This is a genomic window from Massilia niabensis (genome assembly GCF_042655085.1).
GTDB lineage: Bacteria > Pseudomonadota > Gammaproteobacteria > Burkholderiales > Burkholderiaceae_D > Telluria > Telluria niabensis.
In genome coordinates, this window is the sequence record NZ_JBHSMU010000003.1 from 436,216 (window position 1) to 452,818 (window position 16,603).

15 protein-coding genes and 1 riboswitch are annotated in these 16,603 nt (G+C 65.4%); of the genes, 5 read left to right on the forward strand and 10 right to left on the reverse strand.

What is annotated here, in order from left to right; translation table 11 throughout:
• Window positions 1–2: 2 nt before the first annotated feature.
• Both thiS and thiC read right to left on the reverse strand, forming a co-directional pair.
• The gene (gene thiS, locus ACFPN5_RS02080; RefSeq protein WP_379779596.1) at window positions 3–221 is read right to left on the reverse strand and encodes a sulfur carrier protein ThiS; all 219 of its coding nucleotides are present in this window, start codon (window positions 219–221) and stop codon (window positions 3–5) included.
• Window positions 222–224: 3 nt separating this feature from the next.
• Window positions 225–2,150, reverse strand: coding sequence for a phosphomethylpyrimidine synthase ThiC (gene thiC / locus ACFPN5_RS02085; RefSeq protein ID WP_379779598.1), 1,926 nt, complete (start codon window positions 2,148–2,150; stop codon window positions 225–227).
• A 62-nt stretch (window positions 2,151–2,212) separates the two neighbouring features.
• A riboswitch (TPP riboswitch) is annotated at window positions 2,213–2,314 on the reverse strand.
• 138 nt (window positions 2,315–2,452) lie between these two features.
• On the opposite strand from thiC, the gene ACFPN5_RS02090 reads away from it, so the two are divergent.
• The 4 genes from ACFPN5_RS02090 to ACFPN5_RS02105 all read left to right on the forward strand — a co-directional run bounded on the left by ACFPN5_RS02090 (window position 2,453) and on the right by ACFPN5_RS02105 (window position 8,344).
• Window positions 2,453–5,263 carry a valine--tRNA ligase gene (locus ACFPN5_RS02090; RefSeq protein WP_379779600.1) on the forward strand — a complete coding sequence of 937 codons (2,811 nt, stop codon included), beginning with the start codon at window positions 2,453–2,455 and terminating at the stop codon, window positions 5,261–5,263.
• Between the two features lie 148 nt (window positions 5,264–5,411).
• Complete coding sequence (locus ACFPN5_RS02095; RefSeq protein ID WP_379779602.1) at window positions 5,412–5,861, forward strand: DUF2147 domain-containing protein; 450 nt, start codon at window positions 5,412–5,414, stop codon at window positions 5,859–5,861.
• Between the two features lie 67 nt (window positions 5,862–5,928).
• The gene (locus ACFPN5_RS02100) at window positions 5,929–6,270 is read left to right on the forward strand and encodes an SMR family transporter (protein WP_379779604.1); all 342 of its coding nucleotides are present in this window, start codon (window positions 5,929–5,931) and stop codon (window positions 6,268–6,270) included.
• A gap of 52 nt (window positions 6,271–6,322) precedes the next feature.
• Window positions 6,323–8,344: a hybrid sensor histidine kinase/response regulator gene (locus tag ACFPN5_RS02105; RefSeq protein WP_379779606.1), complete on the forward strand. Its 2,022-nt coding sequence runs from the start codon at window positions 6,323–6,325 to the stop codon at window positions 8,342–8,344.
• 25 nt (window positions 8,345–8,369) lie between these two features.
• Here ACFPN5_RS02105 and ACFPN5_RS02110 read toward each other — a convergent pair whose 3' ends face one another.
• The gene (locus tag ACFPN5_RS02110; protein ID WP_379779608.1) at window positions 8,370–8,741 is read right to left on the reverse strand and encodes a response regulator; all 372 of its coding nucleotides are present in this window, start codon (window positions 8,739–8,741) and stop codon (window positions 8,370–8,372) included.
• A 56-nt stretch (window positions 8,742–8,797) separates the two neighbouring features.
• Entirely contained in the window at window positions 8,798–10,012 is a 1,215-nt protein-coding gene (locus ACFPN5_RS02115) for an ATP-binding protein (protein WP_379779610.1), read from the reverse strand.
• Between the two features lie 324 nt (window positions 10,013–10,336).
• Here ACFPN5_RS02115 and ACFPN5_RS02120 point away from each other — a divergent pair, with 324 nt between their 5' ends.
• Window positions 10,337–10,546 carry a cold-shock protein gene (locus tag ACFPN5_RS02120; protein ID WP_056443212.1) on the forward strand — a complete coding sequence of 70 codons (210 nt, stop codon included), beginning with the start codon at window positions 10,337–10,339 and terminating at the stop codon, window positions 10,544–10,546.
• A gap of 179 nt (window positions 10,547–10,725) precedes the next feature.
• Here ACFPN5_RS02120 and ACFPN5_RS02125 read toward each other — a convergent pair whose 3' ends face one another.
• The 6 genes from ACFPN5_RS02125 to ruvB all read right to left on the reverse strand — a co-directional run bounded on the left by ACFPN5_RS02125 (window position 10,726) and on the right by ruvB (window position 16,599).
• Entirely contained in the window at window positions 10,726–11,292 is a 567-nt protein-coding gene (locus ACFPN5_RS02125; RefSeq protein WP_379779612.1) for an MgtC/SapB family protein, read from the reverse strand.
• Window positions 11,293–11,406: 114 nt separating this feature from the next.
• Complete coding sequence (locus ACFPN5_RS02130) at window positions 11,407–12,012, reverse strand: response regulator transcription factor (RefSeq protein ID WP_379779614.1); 606 nt, start codon at window positions 12,010–12,012, stop codon at window positions 11,407–11,409.
• A gap of 8 nt (window positions 12,013–12,020) precedes the next feature.
• Entirely contained in the window at window positions 12,021–13,136 is a 1,116-nt protein-coding gene (locus ACFPN5_RS02135; RefSeq protein WP_379779616.1) for a sensor histidine kinase, read from the reverse strand.
• Window positions 13,137–13,157: 21 nt separating this feature from the next.
• Entirely contained in the window at window positions 13,158–14,966 is a 1,809-nt protein-coding gene (locus tag ACFPN5_RS02140; RefSeq protein WP_379779618.1) for a CIA30 family protein, read from the reverse strand.
• Between the two features lie 99 nt (window positions 14,967–15,065).
• Window positions 15,066–15,521 (reverse strand): YaiI/YqxD family protein, encoded by a 456-nt coding sequence (locus ACFPN5_RS02145; RefSeq protein WP_379779805.1) that lies wholly within the window; start codon window positions 15,519–15,521, stop codon window positions 15,066–15,068.
• Between the two features lie 16 nt (window positions 15,522–15,537).
• Window positions 15,538–16,599 (reverse strand): Holliday junction branch migration DNA helicase RuvB, encoded by a 1,062-nt coding sequence (gene ruvB, locus ACFPN5_RS02150; protein WP_379779620.1) that lies wholly within the window; start codon window positions 16,597–16,599, stop codon window positions 15,538–15,540.
• Between the last annotated feature and the right edge of the window lie 4 nt (window positions 16,600–16,603).

A 16,603-nucleotide genomic window follows, 5' to 3' on the forward strand; every position in this document is an offset into this window, starting at 1 on the left:
TTTCAGCCGCCACCGATGGCGCGCACGATGTCTACCCGGTCGCGCGGCAGGAGCGCGCGGCCGGCCCATTGCTGGCGTGGTACCACTTCGCGGTTGACCGCCAGCGCCACCGCCTGCTGCCCGACGCCTAGCGCTCGCACCAGGTCGTCTAGGCTCTGCCCTGCCGCCAGGCGGTAGGGCTGGCCATTGAGTTCGATCTCGAGGGATTTCATGGAAAGCATGGGTCACACCTCGCGGTAGAGTTGGGCGCCGCCGCGCACGAATTCGACGGCCTTTTCCTGCATGCCGCGCGCCAGCGCCTGCCCCTCGTCGACGCCATTGGCGGCCGCGTAGGCACGCACCTCCTGCGTGATCTTCATGGAACAGAAATGCGGCCCGCACATTGAACAGAAGTGCGCGACCTTGCTCGATTCCTTCGGCAGCGTCTCGTCGTGGAAGGCGCGCGCCTTGTCCGGGTCCAGGCCCAGGTTGAACTGGTCTTCCCAGCGGAATTCGAAGCGCGCTTTCGACAGGGCGTTGTCGCGGATCTGCGCCCCCGGGTGGCCCTTGGCCAGGTCCGCCGCATGGGCGGCAATCTTGTAGGTGATGATCCCGTCTTTCACGTCCGCCTTGTCGGGCAGGCCGAGGTGCTCCTTCGGGGTCACGTAGCACAGCATGGCTGTGCCGTACCAGCCGATCGTGGCCGCCCCGATGCCGGAGGTGATGTGGTCGTAGCCGGGCGCAATGTCGGTGGTGAGCGGTCCGAGCGTGTAGAACGGCGCCTCGCGGCACTCGGCCAGCTGCAGGTCCATGTTTTCCTTGATGAGGTGCAGCGGCACGTGGCCCGGGCCTTCGACCATGGTCTGCACGTCGTGCCGCCACGCGATTTGCGTCAGTTCGCCGAGCGTCGCCAGTTCGGCCAGCTGCGCCTTGTCGTTGGCGTCGTAGATCGAGCCGGGGCGCAGGCCGTCGCCCAGGCTGAAGGCGACGTCGTAGGCCTTCATGATGTCGCAGATTTCCTCGAAATGCGTGTACAGGAAGGACTCCCGATGGTGCGCCAGGCACCACTTGGCCATGATCGAGCCGCCGCGCGACACAATTCCCGTCAAGCGTTGGGCCGTCATCGGCACATACGCGAGGCGCACGCCGGCATGGATGGTGAAGTAGTCGACGCCCTGCTCGGCCTGTTCGACGAGCGTGTCGCGGTAGATCTCCCAGGTGAGCTCCTCGGCTTTGCCATTCACTTTTTCCAGCGCCTGGTACAGCGGCACGGTCCCGATCGGCACCGGGCTGTTGCGGATGATCCATTCGCGCGTTTCGTGGATGTGCTTGCCGGTCGAGAGGTCCATCACGTTGTCGGCGCCCCAGCGGATCGCCCAGGTCATCTTCTCGACCTCTTCCCCGATCGACGAGGTCACCGCCGAATTGCCGATATTCGCGTTGATCTTGACGAGGAAGTTGCGGCCGATGATCATCGGCTCGCTCTCGGGGTGGTTGATGTTGGCAGGGATGATGGCGCGTCCGCGCGCCACCTCCGCGCGCACGAATTCGGGCGTGATGTCCTGCGGGAGGTGCGCGCCGAACGACTGCCCCGGATGCTGGCGGCCCAGCAGTTCGGCGGTGCGCCGGCCCATCGGCCCGCTCGCTTCGAGCCCGGCCAGGTATTGCCTGCGCTGCAGGTTTTCGCGCAGGGCGACGAATTCCATCTCGGGCGTGATGATGCCTTGCCGCGCGTAGTGCATCTGGGTGACGTTGGCGCCCGCTTTTGCGCGGCGCGGCTGGCGTTGCAGCTCAAAACGCAGCGCGTCCAGGCCCGGGTCGAGCAGGCGCCCTGCGCCGTAGGCCGAGCTGGGGCCGGACAGCTGTTCGGTATCGCCGCGCTCCGCGATCCAGCCGGCGCGCATGGCCGCCAGGCCGCGCCGGATGTCGACCCGGGCCGCGGGGTCGGTGTAGGGACCGGAGGTATCGTAGACGAAGACCGGCGGATTGGCTTCGCCGCCGAAGCTGGCCGGCGTGTCCGCCTGGGCCACCGCGCGCATCGGCACCCGGATGTCAGGCCGGCTGCCTTCGATGAAGACCTTGGTGGAATTGGGAAACGGGGCGATCGCGGCGCTATCCACCTCGGCGGTGGCGGCATCGAACGTTAGCGGGGAACTAAGTGGGGCATTCATGTGGCTCCTTTGCGGAGCCAGCAAAGGAGTCGGAGACACAGGGCAGGCGCATGCGCGCACCCCGCAACTTCTCGAAGCTTCCCTTCGCTGGCATTATCCAGATCAGGTTCAGAGGGTATTTCTCACCCGCGTTTCAATGAAACGCAGGACCCCTAGCGGTTGCTGCCATGGCGGCAGCGGGCGAATTATAGCGCGTCGGCCGGCGTTGGCAAAAAAGAATGTAAAGGGACGGCGGGACCGCGACCGCATCTTTGCCCTCCTCCTCTATAATGTTCTTTTTCGCACATCACACCGCCCCTATCATGGAATTAGCCAAGTCTTTCGAACCAGCCGACATCGAACAATACTGGCGCGCAGAGTGGGAAGGGCGCGGGTACTTCGCCGCCACCCTCGACGCCGACAAACCGTCGTTCAGCATCCAGCTGCCACCGCCGAACGTGACTGGCACGCTGCACATGGGCCACGCGTTCAACCAGACCGTGATGGACGGCCTGACGCGCTACTACCGCATGCGCGGCCATAACACGGCCTGGATCCCGGGTACCGACCACGCCGGCATCGCAACCCAGATCGTGGTCGAGCGCCAGCTCGACGCCCAGAAGATTTCGCGCCACGACCTCGGCCGCGACGAATTCATCAAGAAGGTCTGGGAGTGGAAGGAACAGTCGGGCAACACCATCACCGGCCAGATGCGTCGCATGGGAGCGTCGGCCGACTGGGACCGCGAGTACTTCACGATGGACGAAGCGCGCTCGAAGACCGTCTCGGAAGTGTTCGTGCGCCTGTACGAGCAGGGCCTGATTTACCGCGGCAAGCGCCTGGTGAACTGGGACCCGAAGCTGGGCACCGCCGTGTCTGACCTGGAAGTCGATTCGGTCGAAGAAGACGGCTCGATGTGGTACATCCAGTACCCGCTGGCCGACGGCTCGGGCCACCTGACGGTGGCGACGACCCGTCCTGAAACCATGCTGGGCGACGTCGCTGTGGCGGTCGACCCGACGGACGAACGCTATACCCACCTGCATGGCAAGATGCTCAAGCTGCCGCTCACAGGCCGCGAGATCCCGGTCATCGCCGACTCGTACGTCGACAAGGAATTCGGCACCGGCTGCGTGAAGATCACGCCGGCCCACGACTTCAACGACTACGCCGTCGGCCAGCGCGCGGGCCTGGCGCCGATCACGGTCATGACGCTCGACGCGAAGATGAACGAGAACGCGCCAAGCCAGTACCAGGGCCTGGACCGCTTTGCCGCGCGCAAGCAGATCGTGGCCGACCTGGAAGGCCTGGGCCTGCTCGAACAGGTCAAGCCGCACAAGCTGATGGTGCCGCGCGGCGACCGTACCGGCGTCGTCATCGAGCCGATGCTGACCGACCAGTGGTTCGTCGCCATGACCAAGGCGGCGCCGGAAGGCACCTTCAATCCGGGCAAGTCGATCACCGAAGTGGCGCTGGAAAAAGTCGCCAGCGGCGAAATCAAGTTCGTGCCCGAGAACTGGACCTCCACCTATAACCAGTGGCTGGGGAACATCCAGGACTGGTGCATCTCGCGCCAGCTGTGGTGGGGCCACCGCATCCCGGCCTGGTTCGATGAAGCCGGCAACATCGTCGTCGCGCGCGACGAGGAAGAAGCCAAAGCCAAGGCCGCAGCCCAAGGCATCACCGGCGAATTGCGCCGCGACGAAGACGTGCTCGATACCTGGTTCTCGTCCGCCCTCGTGCCCTTCTCGACCATGGGCTGGCCTGAACAGACGAAGGAGATGGAGATGTTCCTGCCGTCGTCGGTGCTGGTGACCGGTTTCGACATCATCTTCTTCTGGGTCGCGCGCATGGTCATGATGACCGCGCACTTCACCGGCAAGGTGCCGTTCGAGACCGTCTACGTGCACGGCCTGGTGCGCGATTCGAGCGGCCAGAAGATGTCGAAGTCGAAGGGCAATACGCTCGACCCGATCGACCTGATCGACGGCATCGACGTCGAGTCGCTGGTGGCGAAACGCACCGCCGGCCTGATGGACCCGCGCGCCGCCGAGAAAATCGCGAAAGCCACGCGCAAGGAATTCCCGGCCGGGATCCCGGCCTTCGGCACCGACGCCGTGCGCTTCACCATGGCGAGCTACGCGTCGCTCGGCCGCAACATCAATTTCGACCTGGGCCGCGCCGAAGGTTATCGCAACTTCTGCAACAAGCTGTGGAACGCGACCCGCTTCGTGATGATGAACACGGAAGGGAAAGATTGCGGGGCGCCGGATGAAGCCGACCTGTCGCAGGCCGACCGCTGGATCATCTCGCTGATGAACCGCGCCGAGCTCGAAGTGGCAAAAGGTTTCGAGGACTACCGCTTCGACAACATCGCCAGCACGATTTATAAATTCGTCTGGGATGAGTACTGCGACTGGTACCTGGAAGTGGCCAAGGTCACGGTCCAGCAAGGCACCGAGGCGCAGCAGCGCGCCACGCGCCACACCCTGCTGCGCGTGCTGGAAGTGATCCTGCGCCTGGCGCATCCGATCATCCCGTTCGTGACCGAAGCGCTGTGGCAGGCGATCGCGCCGATGGCCGGCAAGACCCCGAGCGCGGACCGGGCGAGCATCATGCTGCAGCCCTACCCGATCGCCAACGAAGCGCTGATCAGCGAATCGGCCGAAGGCTGGATGGCCCAGCTCAAGGACTTGACGAATGCAACGCGCAACCTGCGCGGCGAGATGAAGCTGTCGCCGTCGGTGCGCGTGCCGCTGATCGTCGAGCCGGGCAACGACGCGGACCGCGCCAACATGGCAGGCTTCGCACCGTTCATCCAGTCCCTCGGCAAGCTGGCGGAAGTGCAGATCGTCGACGCGCTGCCGGAGTCGCCGGCGGCCGTGTCGGTCGTCGGCACGACCAAGCTGATGCTGAAGGTCGAGATCGACGTCGCCGCCGAGCGCGAGCGCCTGTCGAAGGAGATCGCGCGCCTCGAAGGCGAGATCGGCAAGGCCACCAACAAGCTGTCGAGCGAAAGTTTTGTCGCGCGCGCGCCGGCCGCGGTGGTGGCGCAGGAGAAGGAACGCCTGGCGAACTTCTCGGCAACGCTCGACAAGATGCGCGAACAGCTGGGCAAGCTGGCAGCGGCTTAATCACCCTGCATGATGAACGCGGCCCTGGTGGCCGCGTTTTTTTTGACCTGGGGGCGCTGAAACATCCAGCAACCTTTTTATTGCCAAGATGCGCACAGGGTTTGCTACACTCCCCTTCAGCGTAACTACAACAACGGAGACTCCAAAAATGCGACCCCTGATCAAAGCCAGCCTCATCGCTACCATGCTGTTTACGTCCGCCGCCGCCTGGGCACAGAATACGTCGCCAGTCGGCCTGTGGAAGACCATCGACGACGAAACCGGCAAGCCGAAAGCGCTGGTGCGCGTCACCGAGGAAAACGGCGCCCTGCAGGGCAAGATCGAGAAGCTGTTCCGCGGCCCGAACGAAGACCAGAATCCGAAGTGCGTCGCCTGCACCGACTCGCGCAAGAACCAGCCGATGATCGGCATGACCATCGTGTCGGGCCTGAAAAAGGACGGCGACGAGTACACCGGCGGCGAGATCCTCGACCCGGCCAAGGGCAAGGTTTACAAGAGCAAGGCAACGCTGCGCGACGGCGGCCAGAAGCTCGAAGTGCGCGGCTACATCGGCGCGCCGATGTTCGGCCGCTCGCAAGTCTGGCATCGCGAAGGCTAAGACCCTCCTGCTTCATCCGAAGCGGCCCGCGGGCCGCTTTTTTATTCCCTGTCTCGTCCCGGCTACCATGACTCTCACCCAAAGCTACCTGTTCCTCGGCCTTGCCATCGTCGTCGAGGTGATCGCCACCACGGCCCTGAAGGCGACCGACAATTTCACCCGGCTGTGGCCAAGCGTGCTCACGATCGTCTGCTACGCGGCCTCGTTCTACCTGCTGACCTTCAGCCTGCGGGTGCTGCCGACGGGGATCGCGTATGCGATCTGGTCGGGCGTGGGGATCGTCCTGATTTCGGTGGTGAGCTGGTTCGTGTACAGGCAGAGCCTGGACCTGCCGGCGCTGATCGGGCTGGGGCTGATCATTGCCGGGGTGCTGGTGATTAACCTGTTTTCGAAGAGCGTGGGGCATTAGGCGGCGGCACCGTGCTACCTTTTCCGAGCAACCACCATCACAGAATGACAGAATGCCTGAATTGACCCAGAGTCCCCTCGACGAGCTCGCCATGTACCGGTTCCTGCTGGCGCTGGACGATGCGATGCGCCCCTTGCTGGCGCCCCAGGACATCACGCAGACCGCCGCTGCCATGCTGGGCGATTTCCTGAAGGTCAACCGCTGCGCGTACGCCCATGTCGACGAAGAATTCGGGACGTTTACCCTCACCGGCGATTACACGGCGGACGTGCCCAGCATCGTCGGCCGCTACCGGAGCGAAGACTTCGGTTCCGAATTCGTGCGCCTGAGCCAGCTCGGCATCACATATGTGGTGCAGGACGCCGAGAGTGACCCGCGGGTTGCCGATGTTCGCCCCTCGTACCGGGCCGCGCAGATCCGCGCAGTGGTCAGCGTGCCCGTGCTCAAGGCGGGGCGTTTCGTTGCGGGCATGGCACTGCACCAGGCCGAGGCGCGCGTCTGGCATGCGCAGGAAATCAAGCTGCTGGAACTGGTCGCCAACCGCTGCTGGGAGTCGATCGAGCGCAGCCGGGTCACCCAGGTGTCGCTCGAGAGCGAGGCCAAGTTCCGCACGATCGCCAACGCCATGCCGCAGATGGTGTGGTCCACCCTGGCCGACGGCTTCCACGATTACTTCAACCAGCAGTGGTACGACTTTACCGGCGTGCCCCAGGGCTCGACCGACGGCGCCGGCTGGAACGGCATCTTCCATCCGGACGACCAGAACGCCGCGTGGGCGCGCTGGCGGCATTCGCTGGCCACTGGCGAAACCTACGAGATCGAATACCGGCTGCGGCACCATTCCGGCCAATACCGCTGGGTGCTGGGACGCGCGTTGCCGGTGCACGACGAGAACGGCGCCATCGTCCGCTGGATGGGCACCTGCACCGATATCCACGCCCAGAAGCAGGCCGAGGACGACCTGCGCAACATGAACGCGCGCAAGGACGAATTCCTGGCCATGCTGGCGCACGAACTGCGCAACCCGCTGGCGCCGATCGCGTCCGCCGCGCACCTGCTCAAGCTGGTCAAGGCCGACCCCGCGCGCGTCGAACAGGCCAGCGACATCATCGCGCGCCAGGTGCGCCACATGACGGCCCTGGTCGACGACCTGCTCGACGTGTCGCGCGTGACGCGCGGACTGATCGAGCTGGAGAAGTATCCGGTCGACCTGGGGTCACTGGTCGCCAGCGCCATCGAGCAGGCGCGTCCGCTGATCAAATCACGCGGGCATGTACTGAACCTGCGCATGCACGCATCGGACCCGGTTGTGCAGGGTGACCGCACGCGGCTGGTCCAGGTGGTGGCCAACCTGCTCAACAATGCCGCCAAATATACGGCGCAGGGCGGCGAGATCACACTGGCGGTCGAACTCCACGGCAGCCAGGCACGGATCGTGGTGACGGACACCGGTATCGGCATCGAGGACAAGCTGCTGCCGCACGTGTTCGACCTGTTTACCCAGGGTGCGCGCACGCCCGACCGCACGCAGGGCGGGCTGGGGCTGGGCCTGGCGCTGGTGAAAAGCATCGTGACCCTGCACGGGGGCACGGTACAGGCTGAAAGCGCCGGGCCCGGCAAAGGCAGCCGCTTCACCATCGCGCTGCCGGTATTGGCCGAGGAGGCCGCGGCGCACGAGGCTGCGGCACCGGCCGCGCTGCAAGTGCGTCCGGCGCGGCTCCTGATCGTCGACGACAATGTCGATGCGGCGGAATCGCTGGGTGTGCTGTTGCGGGCCGAGGGCCATGCGGTACGCGTCGCAACCGACCCGTTCCAGGCACTCGGCATGGCGCTGGCGGACCCGCCCGACCTGTACGTCCTCGACATCGGCCTGCCGAATATGGATGGCTACGAATTGTCGCGCCGCCTGCACGCACAACCCGCAAGCGCGGACGCGGTCTTCGTCGCGCTCACCGGTTACGGCCAGGCGCACGACCGCGTGTTGTCAAAAGCAGCGGGATTCGACCATCATTTCGTCAAGCCGCTCGACATGGCCAGGTTCCACGCGATCCTGGCCGGCCTGCCGCAGCGCTGACCGGGCACTGCCCTGCCCCAGGCAACTACGAACACAGCAGCCTGAGGATGGTTTCGATCCGGTAGGGTTTGGCCGCGTAGGGGTAAGACCGGTGGCCCACCATCAGTGCGGGCGCCGTAAAGCCCGACGTCAGCACGACCTTGACCTTCGGGTACAGGCACTTGACCATATCGGCCAGTTGCAGCCCGGTCATCCCGGGCATCATCACATCCGAAAACACGGCGTCAATGTCCGGATCGGTTTCCAGGATCTGCAGCGCTTCGCGCGCAGAATAAGCCACCCTCACCTCGAGCCCATGACCGCATAGCAGGGCTTCGGCCAGGTCGGCCAGGTCGCGCTCGTCGTCGACCACCAGCACCTTGCACGGTGCAAGGCCGGCGGCAGGTGCTTCCTCCATTGCAGGGAAGAGTCCGGGCGGGGGGCGCCCGCCTCCCGCGGCACTACACAAGCGGTTCAATGGGCCGCCTGCGGGCCGGGAGGGCTGCTTGCGGTATCGCCGGGATGAGATCCCGATTGGAATCCTTTCGGCAGGCGCGGCATTGTCACCGTGAAGGTGGTGCCGTCGGCGTCCGTGGACGCCAGGCTGACCTGCCCCCCGTGCGCATGGACGATTTCGCGCGAAATGAACAGGCCGATGCCCAGGCTGGTGCGTTCGGTGTAGTCGTTGTTGCTGGCGTTGACGCTGGCGGCAATACGCACCATCGGGTCAAACACGCTCGACAGCTTGTCGGGCGCGATGGCCTTGCCGCGGTTATTCACCGCAATCACGACATCGGCGTCGCTGGCCGTCACCCGGACCGTGACCGGCGCCTCGGCGTCACCGTACTGGATGGCATTGCCGATCAGGTTCGACAGCACCTGGGCGATGCGGCTCTCGTCGAAAATGGCGTCCAGCTGGGGTGGATGATGCAGTTCGATCATCTGCTCGGGATGGAAGGTACGCAGTTCGTTGACCACTTCCTCGCAGACGGCGACCATGCTGCCCTGCTTGACGCGGATCGGAATGCCGGGGCCGAGGTGGGTACGCGTAAAGTCGATCAGGTCGTTGATCAGTTTGCTCATGCGTTTGGCGCTGTTGAACATCCGGGTCGCCACGAGGACGTACCGCGGCGGGATGTCGTTTGCCTGCATCATGAAGCTCGCCCCGGTCACGACCGTGCCCAGCGGATTGCGCAGGTCGTGGCCGAGGATCGCCAGGAACATGTTCTGCGACTGCTTTACCATGAACTCATAGCGCGCAACCGACTCGGCCAGGGCCTGGTCGACCGCCTCGTTGAAGCGCGTGACGTCGCGCATGTTCGTGACGTGATTGGATTCGGTATCGGCGGCCCAGAGCGTGAGCACGCTCGAGCGCAGGGCGCGGTATTCGGAGACCAGCTGGACCACGGTGTAGCCCGACAGCAGGCGCGCTTCGGCGTGGGTTTCCGCGGCCGTGTCATCCTGTCCGCGCTTGCCCAGGCCCTTCGATTTGGCGACGCTCTCATGCTCGGATTGCGGTGTTTCCAGGTCTGCCGCGAAGGCCACCAACATCTGGCGCGCGTGGTCGCGCAGCTCGGTGTCGTCCATGGTCAGTGCCGGCGGCTCGATGGTGCGCGCGAAATCTTCCCATGCCTGCAGGATCTGCTCCATATTGTCGCGTATGAAGCTGCCCAGTCGGTATTCTGTCATTGTGTTTACAACCTCTATATTCCCCGATTCAACGAGATTCGCTTAGAACGGGTTTCTTCATAATAACAGTCATTGCCGGCATTTACCGGAAGACGGGGAAATACACAAGGACCAAACCAAATGGACAATAAGTCAGAAATAATTAGGTGAATCGGGAAAATCCCTGTATCTTCCATCTCGCACTACATCAAGCCGTTGTTATTGTTGGTCTTTCTTTCCCGTCTTGCCGTTCCGGCAGTCCTGTTTGATTTCCTCCCGTTACACCCACTCTTGGTCGAATGTGCACCGGGCATTGTTGCCCATGCAAATTTAAAAGGAATGTACATGACTACTCAAACCGGCACCGTCAAATGGTTCAACGACTCCAAAGGCTTCGGCTTCATCACGCCTGACGCAGGCGGCGGCGACCTGTTCGCCCATTTCCAGGACATCCAGTCGGAAGGCTTCAAGAGCCTGGCCGAAAACCAGCGCGTGTCGTTCGAACGCTCGACCGGCCCTAAAGGCGAAAAAGCTGGAAACATCCGCGCGATTTAATCAGCCAGTCTGATTATCGGCGCGCACCACGCAGATAGCGTGGGCGAGGCCGCAGCGAAAAAAAGCCCGCCAATTGGCGGGCTTTTTGCATTGGCAGGTAATAAGAATAGCTACTCTAGATAATATCGGCAGCCGGTTTCATTAGTAAATCCGGAATATTGCCGAAACTATTGCCTGAACTATTGCCGAGAAACGTTTGTCTCCTGATACGACTCGTCTTTCGCGGCGCTGCGCTGCTGGTCCGGTTCGCCGGCCAGGGCGATGCGCCGCTGCTCGCGGCCTCCCTTCGGCATGATGCGCAGGATCTCGAGGATCGCGAGCGCGAACAGCGCACTCAGCACCGCCGTCGCCTCGCGGCCCATGCCCGCGGCAATGCCGACGGCGGCCGTCAGCCACACGCTCGCCGCCGTGGTGAGTCCCTTGATATCGCTCTTGTCGGTCTGCTTGAGGATGGCGCCAGCGCCGAGGAAGCCGATGCCGGCGGTGACGCCCTGCAGCACGCGCGACAGGTCGCTGACTTCCATGCCGGCTTGCAGCGGGATCAGCACAAACATCGCCGACCCGAGCGAGACCAGCATATGCGTGCGCAAGCCGGCCGAAGCGCCGACCGATTCGCGCTCATAACCCAGCATGCCGCCAAGGATCATCGCCACCATCAGGCGCACGACGATGCGCGTGATGTCCTCGACATTGCCGAGGTCCGAAAATTCCTGCTGTATCGTGATCCAACTTTGCTCCAACCACACGTTGCTGCTCCTCTCGCGAATTCACGAGCATCATCGCAGATAAGCGGACTGGACGGCGCTAGGCTGGGCAGGCACCCGGAGCCGCAAACGGTATTGCCGGTTTCCGCAAACGGTTTACAACCAGCCTGCATCACGGGCCATGCGGTAGGCCTCGATCCTGTTGGTGGCACCAAGCTTGCTGATCGCTTCCGACAGGTAGTTGCGCACCGTGCCTTCGGACAGGTGGACCTGGCGCGCGATGTCGGCGCTGCTGCGGCCCTCGCCCGCCAGGCGCAGCACCTGCCGCTCGCGTTCGGACAGCGGGTCCTGGGTCCCGCCCCAGCCTTCCAGCGCCAGTTCGGGCGCCACCGCCCGCCCGCCGCCGTGCACGCTGCGGATGGCGGCGGCCAGGGTGTCGGCCGGCGCATCCTTGAGCAGGTAGCCGCGCACGCCGGCGGCCAGCGCACGGCGCAGGTAGCCGCTGCGCGCGAAGGTGGTCACGATCACGACACGGCTGCGGGCACCCTGCTCACCCAGGCAGGTGGCCAGCTCCAGGCCCGTCATGTGCGGCATTTCAATATCGGTCAGCACGATGTCGGGCGCGAGCTGCCCGCACAGCGCCAGCGCCTCCCTGCCGTCGGCGGCTGTCGCCACCACGTCAAAGTCGGGCTCGAGCTTCAGGAGCGCCGCCAGCGCACCGCGCACCAGGGCCTGGTCTTCAGCAATCAGGATGCGAATCATGTCACCTCTCATGCCGGGACCCTTAGCTCGAGCGCCAGCCCGGCCCCGACCCGCAGCGCCAGCCTGCCGCCGAGCGCCGCCACCCTTTCCTGCATGCCCGACAGCCCGTTGCCGTGGCGTAGTTCGGCGCCGCCGCGCAGGCGCTCGCCATCGTCGGCGACGCGCAGCACCACGCTGCCGCCTTCGAGCGCGAGCGACAGCGTGCAGCGGCGCGCACCCGCATGCCGCACGACGTTGGTGACGGCTTCGCGCAGGGCCAGCGCCACGACGTGTTCGGTCGCCGGCGCCAGGAGGATGCGCTCGACCCGCTCGTCGAGCTCCACGCTGGCCGCGGCCAGGCTGGCGCGCGCACCCGCCAGGGCATGGGCCAGGCCGCTCTCGCGGTAACCACTGACGGCGGCGCGCACCTCGGCCAGGGCCTGGCGCGCGCTGACCTCGATGTCGCCGATCTCGCGCTCGCATGCGCCGGCATCACGGTGCACAAGCTTGCGCGCCAGTTCCGCCTTCAGCGCAATCAAGGACAGCGAATGCCCGAGCAGGTCGTGCAGGTCACGCGAAATGCGTTCGCGCTCGGCGATGGTGGCCATGTGCTCGACTTCTTCCTGCTTGCGCAGCAGCTCCTGGCGCGAGCGGCGCAGGCGCGCATCCATCATGGAGCCCATTCCCACGGGCAGGCTGATGGTCAGGATCGGCATCAGGAACAGCCAGCGCATCTGCGTCTGTTCGATCAGCAGCGAGACCAGCACGCCGAACAGCATCACGCCGGCGATTGCCAGCATCGCGCGCCGCGCCTGCATGATGCGGGCGGCCATGGCGCAGGCGAAGATGAAGAAAGTGCCGGCGCCGGCGTTCCAGGGCGCCCAGGCGGCGCCGATCAGGCAGCCCGCCAGCATGCAGGCGGGTACCTGCCAGCCGCGCGCCCAGTAGCTGGCGCAGTACAGCGGGAAGAAGACCACGAAGGTCAGCACCAGCAGCGCCACCTCGGCGGCGCCCGGCGCCACGTAGGCGTACTTCCAGAACATGTAGCTCAGGCTCAGCAGCCAGAAGTACGGCATCCTGCCCTGCTCAGGCGGGATCAACGGCCGCGCCCATAATGTTTTGACGCCCTGGCTGATCCTGTTCATCGCTCTTTTCGTCGGTCGTGATTATTGTGGGAGCAGGCGGACGTCGACGATCTCGAAGCGGTAGTCACCTGGCTGCGGGCCGGCGTTGAATCCTAACATGGTGACGGCCGCAGGATCGATGCCTTTCAGGTCGCTGAAGGGAACGGTCACCTCGCTCCATTCCGGTCCCGCGGTGAAGGGCTTCGCGCCAGGGATCTGCAAGCCCTGCGACATCGCGATCACCTGGTAGGACTTGCCGTCGCCGCGCACTCGGAAGCGCACCGCCTTGGCGGCGGAGAGGTCCACCGGTTGCATCTGCGCACTTCCCGGCATGAAGGCCACCCCGGCCCAGGCGAAGGGCAGGCCCGGCGCCACCTTGGCGGCGATCGCGAGCGGCACCTGGCCATCGGGCAGCGCCGGCCCGGCCGCCAGGGCGACGGTCGACTTGCCGCCAACAAAACCGTCGGTCGATGGTCCCCATCCCATGCCGAAGGGGCTGGCCAGCTGCTTCTCGCTGAACTGGCTGATGCGCCCGCCTGCCGGCAGCGCGAGGGGTCCCTTCGCCGCCTGCTGCGCCGCCCTGGCAACCTGCTGGCGCTGGCCCTCGCGCAGGCCGTTCGCGCTCTCGCCCTCCTTCCACACCTCGACGATCCGGCGCGTGGCCAGGATGTCCGCCACCGGGTTGCCCTCGACCAGCAGCAGGTCGGCCTTGTAGCCCTTGTCGATGCGACCGCGCCGGCCCAGCTTGAACACGTCCGCCGGCACGCTGGTCGCTGCCGCCAGCGCCTGCGCCGGGGTAAGGCCGGCGTCGACCAGCGCCGCCAGTTCGCGGTGCATGCTCGCGCCGTATTGCGTGCCCGGGTTGCCGGCGTCGGTCCCGGCCAGCACGGGGACGCCGGCCTCCATCATCGCCCTGGCGACGGCCTTCGGCGCCAGCAGCCTCTCCGGGCGCGACGTGTTGCCGTAGCGTGCCTTGAGCGGGGCCTGCGCATCCTTGTCGAGCAGGCTGGCAAAGGAAGGAATGGCAAGCAGGTCGTCGCCGCGCCAGCCGGCCATGCTCTCGAGCACGGCGAAGGTGGGGATCACGAAGGCTTTCTTGCTGCGCGCCAGTTGCGCCAGCCCTTTGGCATCGGCGGACTCCCCGGGGAACAGGTGCACCAGCCCGTCCGCGCCCGCTTCCAGCACGGCGCGCGCATCCTTCTCGTTGCCGATGTGGACCACGGCCAGCTTGCCGCGCGTGTGCGCCGCCGCGATCACGGCCTTTGCCGTCGCCAGGTCGAGCGAATGAAAACCGTAGCCGGTTTCCATGACGATCTTGATGAAGTCGGAGCCTTCGGCGATGCGGGCGTCCACAAAGGCCTGGGCCTGCTCCGGCTTCGTGATGGTGGGGATTGGGATGCCGAACTGGGTGCCGTGGCCGTTCGGGGCGGTGACCAGGGTGCCGGCCGAAAACAGGTCGGCATGGTGGTGGTTGCCGCCCTGCGCCATCGCCTGCTTCGCCTTCTTCATCAGGCGAAGGTCGGTGAACATGTCGACCTGGGTCGTCACGCCGAACAGCACCGGCAGTTCCTGCGAACGGAAGGCGTGGGTGTGGGCGTCGATCAGGCCCGGCAGCAGCGTGCGGCCGCCGCCTTCGACCACGCGTGCACCATTCGGCGCCGCGCCGCGATAGTCGGCATCGACGATGACGCCTTTGTCGAACAGCACCGAGCGGCGCTCGTGCACGGTCTTGCCGTCGAAGACGCGCACGTCGCGCACGAGCGTGGCGGCGGCCAGGGCAGCCTGTTGGTAGCCAATGAGGCAGCCCATGCCGGCAAACAGGAACAAGGTTTTCAGGACGGTCGGTTTCATCGGGCTCTCCCAGGTTGGTATGAGCCGAGTATCCGAATTTGCCGGCACCCGCGCCAGAAGCGGGTGCCATGACATTCACCTGACAAATGTCATATGAGGTCAGGCACGCGGGCGCTGGCGGGCCAGGTGCCGGTCGAGGGCGTTGGCGAAGGCCTGGCGGTCGCCCTGGTTGAAGGCCGCCGGGCCGCCGGTATCGACGCCGCCGCTGCGCAGTTCTTCCATGAAGGCGCGCATCGTCAGCTGCTGGGCGATGGTGTCCTTGGTATAAAAATCGCCGCGCGGATTGAGGGCAAAGCCGCCCCTCTCCAGCACCAGCGCCGCCAAGGGGATGTCGCCGGTGACGACCAGGTCGCCGGGGCTGAGGCGCTCGACGATCTCGGCGTCGGCGACATCGGCGCCGCTGGGCACCTGGAGCGCGCGAATGTATTTCGAGCCTGGCACGCGCATCAACTGGTTCGCCACCAGCGTCACGGGGATCTGCGTGCGTTCGGCAACGCGGTACAGGATGTCCTTGATGACGGCCGGGCAGGCGTCGGCGTCGACCCAGATCTGCATGCTCGGGGACGTAGGCTCAGCCAAGGTTGTCCCACAGGTCGCCCGTCGGGCTGATGCGCGGCGCGGCGACGCCGAAGTGCTGATAGGCCGCCGGCGTCGCGATGCGCCCGCGCGGGGTGCGCTGCAGGTAGCCCTGCTGGATCAGGTAGGGCTCGAGCACGTCCTCGATGGTGTCGGCCGCTTCGCCGATCGCCGCGGCGAGGTTGCCGATGCCGACCGGCCCGCCGCCGAACTTGAACAGCACCGCTTCCAGGAGTTTACGGTCCATGACGTCAAAGCCGACCGAGTCGACGTCGAGCATTTTCAGGGCCAGGTCGGCGATGTTTTTCGTGATTTCGCCATTGCCCTTCACTTCCGCATAGTCGCGCACGCGGCGCAGCAGGCGGTTGGCGATACGCGGTGTGCCGCGCGCGCGCATTGCCACTTCCCTGGCGCCGTCTTCATTGATTGGCGCCGCCAAGAGCGCCGCGCTGCGGGTGACGATCTTGGTCAGTTCCGCGACGTTATAAAACTCGAGGCGGGCGACGATGCCGAAGCGGTCGCGCAGCGGGTTGGTCAGCATGCCCGCGCGCGTGGTGGCGCCGACCAGCGTGAACGGCTGCAGGTCGAGTTTCACGGAACGGGCGGCGGGGCCCTCGCCGATCAGGATGTCGATCTGGTAGTCTTCCAGCGCCGGGTACAGGATTTCCTCGACCACCGGCGACAGGCGGTGGATCTCGTCGATGAACAGCACGTCGTTCGGCTCGAGGTTGGTGAGGATGGCGGCCAGGTCGCCGGGGCGCTCGAGCACCGGGCCCGAGGTCTGGCGCAGGTTCACGCCCATCTCGCGCGCGATGATGTGCGCCAGCGTGGTTTTACCGAGGCCCGGCGGGCCGAACAGCAGCGTGTGGTCGAGCGCTTCCTTGCGCTTGCGTGCCGCGGAGATGAAGATTTCGAGCTGGTCGCGGATCTTTTCCTGGCCGACGTATTCGTCGAGCTGCTTCGGGCGCAAGGCGCGCTCGATCGCCTCCTCGTTGGGCGAGCTTGGGGTGGCGTCGATGACCCGGTGCTCGGTGAAATTGTCGGTCTGGATGCTCATTATT

What these genes read in the sequence shown, in the direction of transcription:
- ACFPN5_RS02105 (WP_379779606.1), top strand. Translation starts at nt 6,323, where the DNA reads ATGCCTGAATTGACCCAGAGTCCCCTCGACGAGCTCGCCATGTACCGG.
- ACFPN5_RS02100 (WP_379779604.1), top strand. Translation starts at nt 5,929, where the DNA reads ATGACTCTCACCCAAAGCTACCTGTTCCTCGGCCTTGCCATCGTCGTC.
- ACFPN5_RS02120 (WP_056443212.1), top strand. Translation starts at nt 10,337, where the DNA reads ATGACTACTCAAACCGGCACCGTCAAATGGTTCAACGACTCCAAAGGC.
- ACFPN5_RS02115 (WP_379779610.1), bottom strand. Translation starts at nt 10,012, where the DNA reads ATGACAGAATACCGACTGGGCAGCTTCATACGCGACAATATGGAGCAG.
- ruvB (WP_379779620.1), bottom strand. Translation starts at nt 16,599, where the DNA reads ATGAGCATCCAGACCGACAATTTCACCGAGCACCGGGTCATCGACGCC.
- ACFPN5_RS02145 (WP_379779805.1), bottom strand. Translation starts at nt 15,521, where the DNA reads ATGCAGATCTGGGTCGACGCCGACGCCTGCCCGGCCGTCATCAAGGAC.
- ACFPN5_RS02090 (WP_379779600.1), top strand. Translation starts at nt 2,453, where the DNA reads ATGGAATTAGCCAAGTCTTTCGAACCAGCCGACATCGAACAATACTGG.
- ACFPN5_RS02140 (WP_379779618.1), bottom strand. Translation starts at nt 14,966, where the DNA reads ATGAAACCGACCGTCCTGAAAACCTTGTTCCTGTTTGCCGGCATGGGC.
- ACFPN5_RS02135 (WP_379779616.1), bottom strand. Translation starts at nt 13,136, where the DNA reads ATGAACAGGATCAGCCAGGGCGTCAAAACATTATGGGCGCGGCCGTTG.
- thiS (WP_379779596.1), bottom strand. Translation starts at nt 221, where the DNA reads ATGCTTTCCATGAAATCCCTCGAGATCGAACTCAATGGCCAGCCCTAC.
- ACFPN5_RS02095 (WP_379779602.1), top strand. Translation starts at nt 5,412, where the DNA reads ATGCGACCCCTGATCAAAGCCAGCCTCATCGCTACCATGCTGTTTACG.
- thiC (WP_379779598.1), bottom strand. Translation starts at nt 2,150, where the DNA reads ATGAATGCCCCACTTAGTTCCCCGCTAACGTTCGATGCCGCCACCGCC.
- ACFPN5_RS02110 (WP_379779608.1), bottom strand. Translation starts at nt 8,741, where the DNA reads ATGGAGGAAGCACCTGCCGCCGGCCTTGCACCGTGCAAGGTGCTGGTG.
- ACFPN5_RS02130 (WP_379779614.1), bottom strand. Translation starts at nt 12,012, where the DNA reads ATGATTCGCATCCTGATTGCTGAAGACCAGGCCCTGGTGCGCGGTGCG.